Below are 17718 nucleotides of genomic sequence, written 5' to 3'. Positions count from 1 at the left end.
TTTTACTTTCATTTCAATATTGACTGGAACTCAAGGTTGGAAAAATATGTTTGATAGTCTAAAAAATATAAAAGAAAATTCACTCGATTTTTATATGTTTTTATGGCCAATTATAATTTCAGAATACTCTTATTTGTTAATGTAAAACTTTATTTGAATTTAAAATCACATAAAAAAAATCCATAAACAATTCTAAATACGCAATTAATTAGCTTATTTAATTTACTCACTTTCAGTAAATAGCGTCTATTTTACTTTTTATTTGGTTTTTATAGAAAGTTGCGTATATTTGAGAGTTAGCCGTAATTTTACCAAAATCCCGTATGAAACAGAAATCTCAATATTTAGGCATATTCTTAGGTGTAATTTACGGACTGATAATTCGAATTTTAGGAGACAACGAAATTTTTGAAGATTATTACAATATTTACAGTATTAGTTTTCTTTGGGTAACTCCAATAGTTATTGGTTTATTTCCGATACTTTTCTCCTCAAATGAAATTTACAAATCAAAAGCTAAATTATTCTTCTATCCAATTATTACCATTATTCTATTTTTAATTGCAGCATTAATTACAAGAATTGAAGATTTAGTGTGTTTGTTAATTATTGGACTTCCTTTTTTACTGGTTGCTGGAGTAATTGGTCTTTTGCTTGGTGCTTTCGTCAAAGACAGAATAAAAGATAAAAAACTTTATTCAATTATTTTAATTCCACTATTGTTAAATCCAATTGAAAACTTAATTCCGAATAAAGAAGAAGTTTACAGCGTTTCATCTGAAATAATAATTAATAAAAATAAAGCCGAAATATTCCCTAATTTATTGTCAGTTCCAACAATATCTGATGATGAATACAAGAATGGATTTTATCAAAAAATTGGTATTCCACGACCTGTCAATTCAGAAATTTTGACAAACGAAAATCAAATGTACAGAATTGGACATTTTACAGATGACTTGAAACTTTATGAATATGTATCAGAAATTAAAGAAAATGAATTTGTCAATTTCAAAATAGATCTGTCCAAATCTCAATTAAGAGAAACACCAACCGATCAGCATTTACTTAAAAGTAATTATTTCAATTTTGAAAACATCAATTACTCACTTGAATATATTTCTGAAACAAAAACGAAGATAATTCTTAATTGCGACTATAAAATTGAATCGAAAATGAATTTTTATGCCAACTTTTGGGCGAAAAGTATCATTGGAGATTTTGAAAAACGACTGTTAGAATCGCTAAAAACAAAACTAGAAAAATAAAAAACTACGGCTAACAAGGGTAACTGTTGCACAACTCCAATTTTTATAAAAATTTAAAATATTTGACCTCGTTTAAGCCATTTTAAGTGAGGTTTGTTTTTAAAGAAATATGCTAAATTGTAATATTAGGTTTGCTTAAAAACGCATTTTTTAAGTCGTGAAGGAGTACTTTTGTAAAAAGCTGTATTTCCCTTGTTTTAGGGAAACAACTTGGGCTAAAACACTCGGGGTTTTGAAAATAAAGCGCAGGTATTTCTTCAAGTTGTAAGATAAACTTGACATCAAAACGTGTTTATTGGCTTGTGACATTCCTCTGCTGTTGATTCGTTTTAGGTTAAAAAAGTTAATCAACGTTCCTAAAACGGGTTCTACTGTAGCACTTCGACGCTTTACTAATCTGCGGTGATACGCTTTGTTTTTGGTGAGTTTTTCGTGCATTTTATCGTACAATGGTTTGTGAATACTTTCTTGACCTTGAGTGCCGTAATATTTTTGAGTGGATTTGTACAAAAAATGTAAATCTAATGCTTGATTTACACGGCGATAAAAGTTATCGGTTGAACTAACCGCTCTAAGCTTAGTTCGTAAAATAATTGTGGGGTAAATTCTTTTCGTCCTTGCATACAACAAGATCCGAATTTTTTTTTATTTTTGAGTTGTGCAACAAGCACAAGGGTTTGGCAAAATGCGGGGTTAAAGTGCTAAATTCAAAGTTCGTACTTCTATCTCCGCCAAAAACGAATAAAATTCGTTTTTGTTTTTTAAATTTAACTCACAAAAATTCGTTATGGCTCGCCTCGGTGCAAAATCGAAACTTTAGGCTTCGATTTCCCCGCCTTCGGCAATATGCGGCCCGTTACATGCAAGCGCATCCAAACTTTACGCATAAATCCCTAATCTTAAAATCATCGGTTATTTTTTGTAAATTGCAATCAATTATAGAGAAATTGAATTAATGAAAGTTTTGGAAAAAATATCACTTGATAAAATTAGAAATGATAGGAAAAATCCTATCATTAATTTTGACGTGAAAGATGCTGTGATAACTCATTATCTCCATAACAATAAAAACGGAGTGTCACAATTTTATAAAAGTGATGCTATTGAATATACAAATGAAATTCTAAAAAATTACGTTTCAGAAGATTATACAAATTACTTTTCCGAAAAGAATTTTCAATTAGAACTTTTCAATAACGAAAACGTACCATTCCAACCAGTTGAGAAACCAAAATTCAAATTTATTGATTTATTTGCTGGAATTGGTGGTTTCCGTTTGGCTTTACAAAATCTTGGCGGGAAATGTGTATTTACTAGCGAATGGGACAAACAAGCGCAAAAAACATATCGTGCCAATTTTGGAGAAACTCCGTTTGGTGATATTACAAAAGAAGAAACAAAACAATATATTCCAGACGGTTTTGATGTACTTTGTGCTGGTTTTCCTTGTCAAGCATTTTCAATCGCTGGAAAACGTGGAGGATTTGAAGATACAAGAGGAACATTATTTTTTGATGTTGCTGAAATCATCAAACGTAAACAACCAAAAGCATTCTTTTTAGAAAACGTGAAAGGTTTAAGAAGTCATGACAAAGGAAAAACTTTAGAAACGATTTTAAATGTTTTACGTAACGACTTAGGATATTTTGTTCCAGAACCTCAAATAGTAAACGCTAAAGATTTTGGAGTTCCACAAAATAGAGAACGTATTTATATTGTTGGTTTTCATCCAGATTTGTGCATTGATAATTTCAGCTATCCAAAACCAACAAATCAAAACTCAACTTTTGCAGACGTGAAGGAAGAAAATGTAGTTGAAACAAAATATTATCTTTCAACTCAATATCTTCAAACTCTTGTAAATCACAAAGCAAGACACGAAAATAAAGGAAACGGGTTTGGTTACGAAATTATAAAAGATAATCAAACAGCTAACGCTGTTGTTTGTGGCGGAATGGGACGTGAAAGAAATTTAGTTTTAGACCATAGAATTACTGATTTCACTCCAACAACCAAAATTAAAGGTGAGGTAAATCGAGAAGGAATCCGAAAAATGACTCCAAGAGAATGGGCAAGATTACAAGGTTTTCCAGATAATTACATTATTCCAGTTGCTGACGCATCTGCTTACAAGCAGTTCGGTAACTCCGTTGCCGTACCAGCTATTCAAGCAACTGCAAACGAAATTATTAAACTAATGCTGAAAACTAAATGATAACAGGAAATAAGGGTGAATGGAGCGAAGTTTATGCGCTTCTTAAAATTATTGCTGATAAACAATTATTTGCTGGAGATAGTGATTTAAATAAAATTGAATCATTAATATTTCCAATTATTAAAGTTTTAAGAGATGAGTCAAATGGAACTTTCGTGTTTTCATATGAAAACGATATTGTTTTAATTAAAAATGGAGAAGAGGAATTTAGAATCTCAATCTCTAATTTTCAAGAAAATGCAAGTTTACTTTTACAAAAGTTAAAAGAAAAAACAAATGCTACTTTTTCAATTCCTCAAATTGAAACATTTATTAATTCATATCAAAGTCAATCAATTAAAGCTAAATCTTCAGTTAAAAGCGATATTAAAATTGTTATTCACGACCAAAGAACTGGAACGAATCCCGAATTAGGATTTAGTATAAAATCACAATTAGGTGGAGCTTCTACTTTACTAAATGCTGGAAAAACTACTAATTTCATTTACGAAATTGAAAACATAAACTTATCTGAAGAACAAATCAATTTGATAAATTCAATTGATACAAGAAGTAAAATAAAAGATAGAATTGAAGAAATTTATTCGTTAGGTGGTTCTTTAAATTTTATTAAAACGGAAAGTTCTATTTTTGGAAATAATTTAATTCTGGTTGATTCTGCATTACCCAAAATCGTTTCGGAAACACTTAAAAAATTCTTTACTTCAAGTTTATCAAAAACTATCGAATTAATAAATTCAGTTTCTGAAACAAATCCTTTAAACTTTAATTTGGAGAATAATCATCCTTTTTACACGTATAAATTCAAGCGATTTATAACAGATATTGCACTTGGAATGATGCCGTCAAAAGTCTGGACTGGACAACTTGATGCAACTGGTGGATATTTAGTCGTAAAAGAAGATGGAGAAGTTTTGTGTTATCACATTTACAACCGAAACGAATTTGAGGATTATCTTTATTCAAATACAAAATTTGAAACTGCAAGTAGTTCAAGACACGATTTCGGAAGTATTTATAAAGAAAATGATAAACTTTATTTCAAACTGAACTTACAAATTAGATTTCTATAAAAGCGCCAGCATGTAACAAGGGTAACTGTTGTACAACTCCAATTTTTATTTCAGTTAGACAAAAAAAATAAAGAATTGAGCTACATTGGAACGATGAATAAAAACTACCACTAACAACTAATCTTCCTTCTTGCCAGAAGGGGAGAAGGTAAAAACCTGTTGAGGAACCTGTAATTAGAACTATCATATATTATATAGCTAAAGTTTAGCTCGACTTTATTAATGAATATCGGAACTTTTCCCGAGTCGTTAACCACAAAGTAGACATTTTACTTTTATTTATAAGTAATAAAAACAAAACATCTAATCATTTTGTGTAGTAAAAACGATGTTTTCGGGTCTAAAATCTACTATCTAGTTTCTCAAATCTAAAATTCTCAAAAAATATTTCCCGTCATAACAGTTAGTTAGGGATATAAAGTAAAATAAATGTAAAATGTGTTTGGAAGTTCGGAAAAATGGGTTGTATATTTGCAATCCCAATACGAAAGACGAGTAGTATTGTAGTTGACATAAAGTAAAACAAGCGACAAAATTTTTAAAAATAAATTTTGTTGAATTAGAAATAAGTTTTACCTTTGCGACCGCAAATAACGAGAGTGATTTTGCTGCGAAGTAAATTGACTTATTGAAATAAAAACTTTAAATTTTTTAAAATAAAATTTTGTTAGTTAAAAAAATAAGTATTACCTTTGCAACCGCAAATACCGAGAGGATTTGCTAAATGAGAAGTTCATTTGAAATTATAAAATATACAGAAGAAAAAATAGCCGAATAAAACGAAGTCAATCCTTTAATAATGGAGCTATAGGAAATTCGAAGTTGTAAAAACATAGGTAGCAATACCAAAAGAAAAATTACAATGGAGAGTTTGATCCTGGCTCAGGATGAACGCTAGCGGGAGGCTTAACACATGCAAGCCGAGGGGTATAGTTCTTTCTGGAGCTAGAGACCGGCGCACGGGTGCGTAACGCGTATGCAACTTGCCCTACTGAAAAGGATAGCCCTTCGAAAGGAGGATTAATACTTTATAACAGATTTAATGGCATCATTAGATTTTGAAAGATTTATCGCAGTAGGATAGGCATGCGTAAGATTAGTTAGTTGGTGAGGTAACGGCTCACCAAGACGATGATCTTTAGGGGGCCTGAGAGGGTGAACCCCCACACTGGTACTGAGACACGGACCAGACTCCTACGGGAGGCAGCAGTGAGGAATATTGGACAATGGGTGGAAGCCTGATCCAGCCATCCCGCGTGTAGGATGACGGCCTTATGGGTTGTAAACTACTTTTATCTGGGGATAAACCTACTTACGTGTAAGTAGCTGAAGGTACCAGAAGAATAAGCACCGGCTAACTCCGTGCCAGCAGCCGCGGTAATACGGAGGGTGCAAGCGTTATCCGGATTTATTGGGTTTAAAGGGTCCGTAGGCGGATTAATCAGTCAGTGGTGAAATCTCATAGCTTAACTATGAAACTGCCATTGATACTGTTAGTCTTGAGTGATGTTGAAGTTGCTGGAATGTGTAGTGTAGCGGTGAAATGCTTAGATATTACGCAGAACACCAATTGCGAAGGCAGGTGACTAAACATAAACTGACGCTGATGGACGAAAGCGTGGGGAGCGAACAGGATTAGATACCCTGGTAGTCCACGCCGTAAACGATGGATACTTGCTGTTGGATTTTCGGATTCAGTGGCTAAGCGAAAGTTATAAGTATCCCACCTGGGGAGTACGTTCGCAAGAATGAAACTCAAAGGAATTGACGGGGGCCCGCACAAGCGGTGGAGCATGTGGTTTAATTCGATGATACGCGAGGAACCTTACCAAGGCTTAAATGCAATTTGACAGATCTAGAAATAGATTTTTCTTCGGACAGAATGCAAGGTGCTGCATGGCTGTCGTCAGCTCGTGCCGTGAGGTGTTAGGTTAAGTCCTGCAACGAGCGCAACCCCTATCATTAGTTGCCAGCGTTTAAAGACGGGGACTCTAATGAGACTGCCGGTGCAAACCGCGAGGAAGGTGGGGACGACGTCAAGTCATCACGGCCCTTACGTCTTGGGCTACACACGTGCTACAATGGTAAGTACAGAGGGCAGCTACTTGGCAACAAGATGCGAATCTCAAAAACTTATCTCAGTTCGGATTGGAGTCTGCAACTCGACTCTATGAAGCTGGAATCGCTAGTAATCGCATATCAGCCATGATGCGGTGAATACGTTCCCGGGCCTTGTACACACCGCCCGTCAAGCCATGGAAGCTGGGGGTACCTGAAGTCGGTGACCGTAAAAGGAGCTGCCTAGGGTAAAACTGGTAACTAGGGCTAAGTCGTAACAAGGTAGCCGTACCGGAAGGTGCGGCTGGAACATCTCATATTTAGAGAACGACGAATTTTCTTCTATTAGTAGAAGATTGATTTTGATTCGGCTTTTTATTCTGTAATATTTATAAATATAGACCACTCTTTAAGAGTATTAAAGAGTCTCATAGCTCAGCTGGTTAGAGCGCTACACTGATAATGTAGAGGTCGGCAGTTCGAGTCTGCCTGAGACTACTAATATAGTAAAGAGGGGGATTAGCTCAGCTGGCTAGAGCGCTTGCCTTGCACGCAAGAGGTCATCGGTTCGACTCCGATATTCTCCACGAAGCGATAAACGAAGTTCGAACTTCGAAATTCGTTTAAAGCAGAAGAGTTCATTGACATTATTGAAAAAAAACATACAATCAAAACAGATTTAGAGATAAATCAAAGTTTATATAAGGTATACAATTAATCAAGAAAACGAGTAAGATTAACATAACCGCTCAATAATATGACGGTTAAATCGAGAAAAAAGTTACAAAGGGCGTACGGCGGATGCCTAGGCTTTGAGAGGCGATGAAGGACGTGATAAGCTGCGATAAGCTACGGGGAGCGGCACATACGCATTAATCCGTAGATTTCCGAATGGGACAACCCGGCATGTTGAAGACATGTCACTCACGTAAGTGAGAGCGAACGTTGGGAACTGAAACATCTAAGTACCAATAGGAAAAGAAATCAATTGAGATTCCGTAAGTAGTGGCGAGCGAACGCGGATTAGCCCTAAAGACTTTATAATGATAATAGAATAACCTGGAAAGGTTAACCGTAGAGGGTGATAGTCCCGTAAATGAAATTTTTATTAAGTTGATAACGAGTAAGGCGGAACACGAGAAATTCTGTCCGAATATGGGAGGACCATCTTCCAAGGCTAAATACTCCTCAAAGACCGATAGTGAACTAGTACTGTGAAGGAAAGGTGAAAAGCATTTCGAATAGAAAGTTGAAATAGAACCTGAAACCGTACGCCTACAAGCGGTCGGAGCTCTTCGGAGTGACGGCGTGCCTTTTGCATAATGAGCCTACGAGTTAATGTTGCTGGCAAGGTTAAGCACTTCAGGTGCGGAGCCGTAGCGAAAGCGAGTCTGAATAGGGCGCTATAGTCAGTAGTATTAGACGCGAAACCTTGTGATCTACCCATGGGCAGGTTGAAGCTTTGGTAACACAAAGTGGAGGACCGAACCGGTTGACGTTGAAAAGTCTTCGGATGACCTGTGGGTAGGGGTGAAAGGCCAATCAAACTGGGAAATAGCTCGTACTCCCCGAAATGCATTTAGGTGCAGCGTTTAGTTAAGTATATTAGAGGTAGAGCTACTGATTGGATGCGGGGGCTTCACCGCCTACCAATTCCTGACAAACTCCGAATGCTAATATATGTTTCTAGGCAGTGAGGGCATGGGTGCTAAGGTCCATGTCCGAGAGGGAAAGAACCCAGACCATCAGCTAAGGTCCCCAAATATATGCTAAGTTGAAAAAACGCGGTTGGATTGCATAGACAGCTAGGATGTTAGCTTGGAAGCAGCTATTCATTTAACGAGTGCGTAACAGCTCACTAGTCGAGCGATCCGGCATGGATAATAATCGGGCATAAGCATATTACCGAAGCTATGGATTAGTACAAAAGTACTACTGGTAGGGGAGCATTCTAACGGCGCAGAAGTCATCTGGTAATGGATGGTGGAGCTTTTAGAAAAGAAAATGTAGGCATGAGTAACGATAAAATAAGTGAGAAACTTATTCGCCGTAAGACTAAGGCTTCCTCAGCTATGCTAATCAGCTGAGGGTTAGTCGGGACCTAACACGAACCCTAACGGGGTAGTGGATGGCAAACGGGTTAATATTCCCGTACCTGCACTCAATAAAAGTGACGAATGATTGTAGGAGGTGCGTACTGACGGAATAGTACGTTGAACCTACGTAAAGTAGGGATAGTACACGAAGACTTCGGTTAGAGTGATAATCCTCTGAAAATTGTTCCAAGAAATAGCGAGATGTGCAGCCCGTACCGTAAACCGACACAGGTGGTCGAGGAGAGTATCCTAAGGCGCTCGAGCGATTCATGGTTAAGGAATTAGGCAAAATAGACCTGTAACTTCGGGAGAAAGGTCGCTGACAGCAATGTCAGCCTCAGTAAAAAGGCCCAGGCGACTGTTTATCAAAAACACAGGACTCTGCAAAATAGAAATATGACGTATAGGGTCTGACACCTGCCCGGTGCTGGAAGGTTAAGGAAGGAGCTTAGAAGTAATTCGAAGGTTTTGACTGAAGCCCCAGTAAACGGCGGCCGTAACTATAACGGTCCTAAGGTAGCGAAATTCCTTGTCGGGTAAGTTCCGACCTGCACGAATGGTGTAACGATCTGGGCACTGTCTCAACCATGATCTCGGTGAAATTGTAGTATCGGTGAAGATGCCGGTTAATCGCAACGGGACGAAAAGACCCTGTGAACCTTTACTATAGCTTTGTATTGACTTCGGGTAAATAATGTGTAGGATAGGTGGGAGACTATGAAGCAGTATCGCTAGGTATTGTGGAGTCATTGTTGAAATACCACCCTTTATTTACTTGGAGCCTAACTTCTTTATAGAAGGACAGTGCATGGTGGGTAGTTTGACTGGGGTGGTCGCCTCCAAAAGAGTAACGGAGGCTTTCAAAGGTACCCTCAGCACGCTTGGTAACCGTGCGTAGAGTGTAATGGCATAAGGGTGCTTGACTGTGAGACCAACAAGTCGATCAGGTGCGAAAGCAGGACATAGTGATCCGGTGGTTCCGTATGGAAGGGCCATCGCTCAAAGGATAAAAGGTACTCCGGGGATAACAGGCTAGTCTCCCCCAAGAGCTCACATCGACGGGGAGGTTCGGCACCTCGATGTCGGCTCGTCACATCCTGGGGCTGGAGAAGGTCCCAAGGGTTGGGCTGTTCGCCCATTAAAGTGGCACGCGAGCTGGGTTCAGAACGTCGTGAGACAGTTCGGTCTCTATCTGTTGTGATCGTTAGAAGTTTGAGCGGAGTTGACTCTAGTACGAGAGGACCGTGTTGAACAAACCTCTGGTGTATCAGTTGTGCCGCCAGGTGCACCGCTGAGTAGCTACGTTTGGAAGAGATAAGCACTGAAAGCATATAAGTGCGAAACTCGCCGCAAGATTAGACTTCTTTAAAGGGTCGTTGTAGACTACAACGTTGATAGGCTATAGATGTAAAGGCAGTGATGTCATAGTCGAGTAGTACTAATTACCCATAGACTTTTTCTTAAAAAGTAGAACGAATCAAAGCTAATGATAGTAATATCAAAAATAAAAAAGATTAAATACTAAGATTGATTTAATCGTCATAGAGAAGGTTAGTTAATCTTATTTGGATTAAGAAAGTAATACCAGATTGTATAGTAATAATGTCAAGATATAATAGGAACTAAGACCTATACAAAAATATTAGGGTGACTATAGCTGCAGGGCTCACCTCTTCCCATTCCGAACAGAGAAGTTAAGCCTGCCTGCGCCGATGGTACTGTTATTTACGGGAGAGTAGGTCGTCGCCAGTTTTTATTAAAAGCCTCAAGTAAACAACTTGAGGCTTTTTTTGTGGGTATACGTCGCGCTTTAGGCTGAACGTTTTAAGCTTTACGCATCTCCAGACTATGTTCTATAAAACAAGAGGCTTCTAATTATTCAACGAGGAGCTTCTTCTTGATAAAAAGGAAGCTTCCTTTTTAAAATTAACTCAGAACTCGATAACACTCCTAGTTTGCTTAGATTTTTATTGGCAGTCTTAAATCTTATGTCTTATAACTTATTACTCAAAACTCAGAACTTAAAAACCCGCGTTAGGGATAGTAGTGGAAATCCTTTTGTAAGAATTGTATTTTCTATAATCACTTCTAATCTTCTTCTACAAAAGATTGGAACGGATAGCCCGACCGAAGGGAACGCCATAATAATTACGCTTATCATTATGTTTTATTAATATTTGTCCATCTGCTATAATTTTAGTACATTGAAGAATAATTTAATTTTGAATAAAATTTTATTTATTCAGCAAGAGGTTTTCTATCTCTTTATATGTTGTAATCATTAGATTACTCATTCTATTCTGTTTTACACAGTTTTTATAGAAGTTAGTTTCTATATCAGGTCGTTTCAGACATAAAAATCAATTACTATCGAGAGATAGTTGAGTAGTTCATATAAGTTTAATTAAAAACAATTCATGAGTTTAAAAGTAGGCATTATCGGGGCTGGACCAAGTGGTTTGGCAATGTTAAGAGCATTTGAGTCAGAAGAAAAAAAAGGTAACAAAATTCCAGAAATTAAATGTTTTGAGAAGCAAGACAACTGGGGAGGAATGTGGAACTACACATGGCGTACAGGAGTAGGTAAATACGGAGAGCCATTGCATGGCAGTATGTATAAATATTTATGGTCGAATGGACCAAAAGAATGTTTAGAATTTGCAGATTATACATTTTCTGAACACTTTGGTCAAACAATATCTTCTTATCCACCTAGAGAAGTATTATTCGATTATATAGAAGGGAGAATTAAACAAAGTAATGCGCGAAAGTACATTCAGTTTAATACCGTTGCAAGGTGGGTAGATTATGTAGAGGATAAAAAACAGTTTCGCGTTGTTTTTGATGATTTAAAGAAAAATGAAACTTTCGAAGAGTATTTCGATTATTTAATTGTCGGAACATGACATTTTTCTACACCAAATATGCCTTATTTTAAAGGGATTGAGAATTATACAGGAAATGTAATGCATGCGCATGATTTCCGTGGAGCGGATCCATTTAGAGGCAAAGAAATTTTATTGATTGGTAGTAGTTATTCGGCAGAAGATATTGCGGTACAATGCTATAAACACGGAACTAAATCGGTCACAATTTCTTATCGTACAAATCCAATCGATTGTAAATGGCCAAAAGGAATAGAAGAATTGCCTTTGGTCACTCATTTTGAGGATAAGAAAGCATTTTTCAAAGACGGAACATCAAAAGAGTTTGATGCAGTGATTATGTGTACAGGTTATCAACACAAATTTCCGTTTTTACCAGATAATTTGCGTCTAAAAACAAAAAACTGTTTGTATCCAGAAGGAATGTATAAAGGTGTAATATCAGATGTTAATGCTCAATTGTTATTTTTGGGAATGCAGGATCAATATTACACATTTAATATGTTTGATGCGCAAGCATGGTTTGCACGTGATTATATTTTGGGACGAATTAATTTACCTTCAAAAGAAGAAATTCAAAAAGATATTCAGAAATGGGTTGATTATGAAAAACAATCGATTTCTGCTGATGATCATGTTGATTTTCAAACTGATTATTTGAAGGATTTAATTCATTTAACTGATTATCCTATGTTCGATTTGGATAAAGTTGCTAATATGTTCAAATCTTGGTTAAAAGATAAAGAAGAAAATATTTTAACTTATCGAGATAAAACCTATACCTCAGTTATGGACGAAACGAAAGCAGAAAAACATCACACACCTTGGATGAAAGAGTTGGATGATAGTTTAGAACGCTATTTGGATGAAGATCCGATTGATGAAAAGCAATTAGAAAAAACAAATTATTATTAATATTAACAAAAAGACTAACAAATGTGTTGGTCTTTTTTTATTTTCGATTGTATATTTAAACATCGTTAAAAAAGAAAAGTGTTTATTTTTGACAGAGCACAACACAATATGATTTAATACAATAGAAATGGAGATTCAATATTTTTTCGAATTATTTGGTACACTTTTTTTTGGAATTTCGGGCGCTTTAGCAGCAGATGAAAAATCTGGTAACGATTGGTTTGGTGTAACCTTTATTGCTTTCCTAACTTCAATTGGAGGTGGTACAATTCGTGATATTTTACTTTCCGTTGAAATTATGTGGATAAAGGATGTTAATCTTATTTATGCAGTAGGGATTGGTGTTATTTTAGCGGCAATTTTCTATGAGCCTCTGTTGAAACTTCGTAAAACATTTATGCTTTTTGATACGTTAGGAATTGCTTTATTTACGATTGTTGGTTTAGAAAAAGCTCTAAATCTTGGAATTCATCCCGTAATTGCACCTGTAATGGGAATGTTTACTGCGGTTTTTGGATCCATTATTCGAGATATGATGTTGAATGAAGTTCCTATTATTTTCAAGAAAGAAATTTACGCGTTTGCATGTCTTTGTGGTGCAGTTATTTATATGATTTTATGGAAATTGGGACTTGATCGTAACATTAATTTCTTTGTTTCGGGTGGTGTGATTGTCGCAATTCGTTTGGCTGCAATCAAATACAACTTATCATTACCGAAATTCAAAAGTCATTAATTTATAGATTCGTATCTTAGCGAACTAATTTTTTATAGATGGAAATTCAATACATTTTTGAATTATTCGGAACGGTTGTGTTCGCAATTTCTGGTGCTTTAGCTGGAGATGAAAGGCAAAAACACGATTGGTTCGGAATTGCTTGCTTTGCTTTTATAACAGCTGTTGGTGGCGGAACTTTACGCGATTTATTCCTTAACAGTTATCCGTTAGTTTGGATAAATGATATGAATGTCATTTACGCAGTTTTTGCTGGAATTTTATTGGCAGGATTATTTTTTAAATATTTTTCACGATTAAGAGTAACATTAATGCTTTTCGATACATTGGGAATTGCGTTATTTACAATAGTAGGTTTAGAGAAAGCACATTCTTTGGGAGCAAACAATTTTATTTCTGTGATGATGGGGATGATGACCGCTGTAATGGGTGGTATGTTACGTGATGTTTTGATGAATAGAACGCCTACGGTTTTTGTGAAAGAAATTTATGCAATGGCATGTATCGCAGGAGGTGTGATGTATTTAATTTTTGATAATTTTGGATTAGATCGTAATATCAATTTCATCGTTTCGGGCGCTATTATCGCGGCGATCCGTATTGTAACTGTAAAATATAATTTGTCGTTACCTAAATTTTATTAATCATGCAAAAAACACCATTTAATCAAGAAAATTGGACAGGAAGAATTGATTCTGAAGATGGAGAATTAGGTTTAAGAATTCATCAAGTAATTTCTGATTATGATAAATTTGAATTATCATCCATTCAACCAAAAGTACTTTTAGGATTTTGTTCGGAAGAAGGTGTTGAACGAAATAAAGGGCGAATTGGAGCGAAAAATTCGCCAGATTTGATTCGTAAAAGTTTAGCGAATTTGCCTTTACATTTTTCTGAAACTGATTTTATTTTCGATGCTGGAAATTTTCACTGTGATGATAAGAATCTAGAATCTGCGAGAGATGAACAAATCAATCAAGTTGATAAAATCATTCAACAAAATCATTTTCCGATTGTAATTGGAGGTGGACATGAAACAGCTTTAGGAGATTTTTTGGCTTTAGCGAAATCATACAAAAATATTGGAATTATCAATCTTGATGCACATTTTGATTTGAGAACGCCAAATCCACAATCAACTTCTGGAACGCCTTTTTACGAAATGGCTAAGTACTGCGAAGAAAATGAAATAGCTTTCAATTATATTCCAATCGGTATTCAAGAATTAGGAAATACGAAAGCTTTATTTCAACGTGCAGAAAATTTAGGCGCTAATTATATTTTAGCAGATGAAGTTCATTTCAATTTGAATAAAGTGTTAGACGATTTGAAAACGATTGTTCAACAATTTGATGCGCTTTATGTTTCGTTGGATATGGATGTTTTTGATGCAGCTTATGCGCCAGGTGTAAGTGCAACGACAATTAATGGTTTGACTCCTTTTCAGGTTAAATATATTTTGAAGGTTTTGATAAACTCAAACAAAGTGAAAATCTTTGATTTGGTTGAATATAATTCGCTTTTTGATGTTGATAACTCGACAGCGAAACTCTCTGCACAAATGATTTACGAAGTTTTAAGATATTAATTCTGAAATATTTTACAATATTATGTAACCTTTTTCAGTTATCTGCGTATACATATATAGTGGTGTTGATAAAATGCCAAAAGAAATCGATAATAATCATTAATAATAGGAGGGTTTTAGTTAAATGAGACAGCTTAAAATTACAAAGCAGGTAACAAATCGTGAAACTGCGTCGTTGGATAAATACTTACAAGAGATTGGTAAAGTAGATTTGATTACAGCGGAGGAGGAAGTAGAGTTAGCACAACGTATCAAAGCAGGAGATCGTGTTGCCTTAGAAAAATTAACAAAAGCAAACTTACGTTTCGTGGTATCTGTTGCGAAACAATATCAAAATCAAGGTTTAAGTTTACCAGATTTAATTAATGAAGGAAATTTAGGTTTGATTAAAGCAGCGCAACGTTTTGACGAAACGCGTGGTTTCAAATTTATCTCGTATGCAGTTTGGTGGATTCGTCAATCTATCTTACAAGCATTAGCAGAACAATCTCGTATTGTACGTTTACCATTAAATAAAATTGGATCGATCAATAAAATTAATAAAGCCTATGCTTTATTAGAACAAGAACATGAGCGTGCCCCATCTGCAGAAGAAATTTCTGAAGTTTTGGATATGTCTGAAGGGGATGTAAAAGAGTCGATGAAAAACTCTGGTCGCCACGTCTCAATGGATGCACCATTAGTAGAAGGAGAAGATTCTAACTTATACGATGTATTAAACATTGGTGAATCTCCATCTCCAGATGTACAGTTGATGATAGAATCTTTACGTGTAGAGATTGAACGTGCATTACAAACATTAACGCCTCGTGAAGCTGATTTAATTCGTTTATACTTCGGATTAAACGGACAACACCCAATGACGTTAGAAGAAATTGGAGAAACGTTTGATTTAACAAGAGAACGTGTTCGTCAAATTAAAGAAAAAGCAATTCGCCGTTTAAAACATACTTCAAGATCTAAGATTTTGAAAACATATATCGGACGATAAAAATAAAAAACTCCACCTAAATTTAGTTGGAGTTTTTCATTATAATAATTTCCCGCTTAGTAAAATTGCAGCAATTGTAAAGTAGATAATCAATCCTGAAACGTCAACCAAAGTAGCAACGAAAGGCGAGGATGCTGTTGCGGGATCAAATCCAATTTTTCTCAAAATAAATGGAACTAAAGATCCTGAAAGTGTTCCCCATAAAACAATAACAATTAAAGATAAAGCGACTGTTAAAGCTATATACAACCAATACTCTCCATAACTATAAATTCCAGTTTTTTGCCAAATTAAGATTCGGATAAAACCCACAAATCCTAGAATTGCACCTAAGATTAATCCCGAAGCAAATTCTTTTTTCATTACATACCACCAATCTTTTAGCTTTAATTCGCCCAAAGCCATCGCACGAATAATCAGTGAAGCCGCTTGAGAACCAGAATTTCCGCCACTCGAAATAATCAATGGAACAAATAAAGCCAACACAACCGCTTTTTCGATTTCCTGGTCATAATAACTCATTGCAGAAGCCGTAAACATTTCGCCAATAAATAAGATAACCAGCCAACCTGCGCGCTTTTTGATTAATTCCGCAATAGGTGTTTTAGTATACGAAACATCCAATTCTTCCATTCCTCCGAATTTCTGAATATCTTCTGTATCACGCATTTTCATTCGATCCAAGATGTCGTCGAAGGTTACAATTCCGACCAAAACATCATTTTCTGTCACAATTGGCATAGCAGAACGATCGTATTTATCAAAAACTTCTAACGCATCTTCTAAAGGAGTCGTCGTCTTGATTGAAACAAAATTATGATCGATCAAATCTTCTACTTTCGTATCTTCATCAGCCAAAAGAATTTCGCCAATTTTTAAATCATCAATCAATCTATTTTTTCCATCAACAATAAAAATATACGTCAACGTTTCCGCTTTTTTTCCATACTTTTTGATGTGAGCCAAAACTTGTTTTACTGTATAATGTTCTTTTACCTGAATATAATTTGGTGTCATTAAACGTGCAATCGAATCTTCTTTGTATCCAATCAAATTCAGTGCTGTAGCACGTTCTTCAGGATTTAAAAGATTAATGGAATGTTTGATTAATTGATCTGGGAAATTTTCAAAAAGTTCTGTTCGGTCATCAGGATCAAGATTGTTCAAAACCTCGGCTAAATCTTCGTCCGTCAAACTTTTTACAATTTCGTACTGAATATCGGGTTCAAAATAGGAGAATACTTCAACTTTATCATCATTCGAAAGCGAATAAAAAGCGATATTTCTTTCCTTTACGTTCAGTGCAGTTAATTGTTCGGCAATATCTGCTGGATGTTGATTAAGCATATTATTTTCCATAAATTTGTTGTTTTTATCCCAAGCTGCAAATTAAGTCTTTTTGAGATGAGAAGAAGTATAGATTGGCTACTTTTAAGCTAATTTTAATATAGAAAATCATGATGAACAAAGCTGATCAAAACCAAATGAAAGAATATATAAAATCTATGGATGTAGATGAACGATTTGTTGGAATTTGGTCTGGAACTGATCATGGGAAATTTTTTAAAGGAGAAACAAATAGTTGGATGGTCAATAGAAAAGCTGACGGCACAATGACGGTTAACTTTAAAACGATTTATAGTGATGATCGTGTAACTTTTTCTGAAGACGAAGGCGTTTGGTGTACGATTGGTGATGAATATTACGAGTTTAGAGATTCTGATGAGATGGCAGATATTTATACTTATATTTTTATGTCAAAAGATTCGATTCATTTTATCATCAACGAAGAATTGAAAGACGAAGAACCTTATAACTTTATTGACAATAGAGTTTTCTTGGATTAAAAATAATTTTGCTGAATCATTTTTTCTGTTATATTCGTATTGAATT

9 protein-coding genes, 2 tRNA genes, 3 rRNA genes and 2 pseudogenes are annotated in these 17718 nt (G+C 35.5%); 14 read left to right on the top strand and 2 right to left on the bottom strand.

Annotation, left to right across the window (positions count from 1 at the left end):
- Nucleotides 1-323: 323 nt before the first annotated feature.
- Complete coding sequence (locus FH779_RS14950; RefSeq protein ID WP_171623951.1) at nt 324-1268, top strand: hypothetical protein; 945 nt, start codon at nt 324-326, stop codon at nt 1266-1268.
- Between the two features lie 150 nt (nt 1269-1418).
- Here the strand turns inward: FH779_RS14950 and FH779_RS17610 are convergent.
- Nucleotides 1419-1739, bottom strand: a pseudogene (locus FH779_RS17610) (transposase); the annotation flags it as partial.
- Nucleotides 1740-2343: 604 nt separating this feature from the next.
- Here FH779_RS17610 and FH779_RS14940 point away from each other — a divergent pair.
- From FH779_RS14940 to FH779_RS14885, 12 genes and pseudogenes are all read left to right on the top strand, one after another.
- Nucleotides 2344-3483, top strand: coding sequence for a DNA cytosine methyltransferase (locus tag FH779_RS14940; RefSeq protein ID WP_244957973.1), 1140 nt, complete (start codon nt 2344-2346; stop codon nt 3481-3483).
- A complete protein-coding gene (locus FH779_RS14935) occupies nt 3480-4556 on the top strand; it encodes an HpaII family restriction endonuclease (protein ID WP_180905261.1) in 1077 nt (358 codons plus the stop codon). Before FH779_RS14940 ends, FH779_RS14935 begins: the two co-directional genes overlap by 4 nt.
- Before the next feature lie 859 nt (nt 4557-5415).
- Nucleotides 5416-6934, top strand: a 16S ribosomal RNA gene (locus tag FH779_RS14930).
- 104 nt (nt 6935-7038) lie between these two features.
- A tRNA-Ile gene (locus tag FH779_RS14925) sits at nt 7039-7112 on the top strand.
- A gap of 15 nt (nt 7113-7127) precedes the next feature.
- Nucleotides 7128-7201: transfer RNA gene (locus tag FH779_RS14920), tRNA-Ala, on the top strand.
- Nucleotides 7202-7388: 187 nt separating this feature from the next.
- Nucleotides 7389-10172 (top strand): 23S ribosomal RNA (locus tag FH779_RS14915).
- Between the two features lie 181 nt (nt 10173-10353).
- Nucleotides 10354-10462, top strand: a 5S ribosomal RNA gene (rrf, locus tag FH779_RS14910).
- Together the 16S, 23S and 5S rRNA genes with 2 tRNA genes alongside form the textbook arrangement of a ribosomal RNA operon.
- 665 nt (nt 10463-11127) lie before the next feature.
- Nucleotides 11128-12510 (top strand): annotated as a pseudogene (locus FH779_RS17690) (NAD(P)-binding domain-containing protein).
- A gap of 127 nt (nt 12511-12637) precedes the next feature.
- Nucleotides 12638-13246 (top strand): trimeric intracellular cation channel family protein, encoded by a 609-nt coding sequence (locus tag FH779_RS14900; protein WP_180905260.1) that lies wholly within the window; start codon nt 12638-12640, stop codon nt 13244-13246.
- A gap of 38 nt (nt 13247-13284) precedes the next feature.
- Nucleotides 13285-13890 carry a trimeric intracellular cation channel family protein gene (locus FH779_RS14895; RefSeq protein ID WP_038332494.1) on the top strand — a complete coding sequence of 202 codons (606 nt, stop codon included), beginning with the start codon at nt 13285-13287 and terminating at the stop codon, nt 13888-13890.
- Between the two features lie 2 nt (nt 13891-13892).
- Nucleotides 13893-14834, top strand: a complete 942-nt coding sequence (hutG, locus tag FH779_RS14890; protein WP_180905259.1) for a formimidoylglutamase — start codon at nt 13893-13895, stop codon at nt 14832-14834.
- Between the two features lie 124 nt (nt 14835-14958).
- On the top strand, nt 14959-15825 hold the full coding sequence (locus FH779_RS14885) for a sigma-70 family RNA polymerase sigma factor (RefSeq protein ID WP_019975176.1): 867 nt from the start codon (nt 14959-14961) through the stop codon (nt 15823-15825).
- 39 nt (nt 15826-15864) lie between these two features.
- On the opposite strand, the gene mgtE is transcribed toward FH779_RS14885, so the two are convergent.
- Complete coding sequence (mgtE, locus tag FH779_RS14880; protein WP_180905258.1) at nt 15865-17184, bottom strand: magnesium transporter; 1320 nt, start codon at nt 17182-17184, stop codon at nt 15865-15867.
- A 98-nt stretch (nt 17185-17282) separates the two neighbouring features.
- Between mgtE and FH779_RS14875 the strand changes: the two genes are divergently transcribed.
- Nucleotides 17283-17672 (top strand): hypothetical protein, encoded by a 390-nt coding sequence (locus FH779_RS14875; protein ID WP_180905257.1) that lies wholly within the window; start codon nt 17283-17285, stop codon nt 17670-17672.
- Nucleotides 17673-17718 lie beyond the last annotated feature (46 nt).

Source organism: Empedobacter falsenii, from assembly GCF_013488205.1.
GTDB classification, from domain to species: domain Bacteria; phylum Bacteroidota; class Bacteroidia; order Flavobacteriales; family Weeksellaceae; genus Empedobacter; species Empedobacter falsenii_C.
The sequence above is the reverse complement of the archived record's forward strand: the minus strand, read 5'-3'. Positions and strand labels throughout refer to the sequence as shown.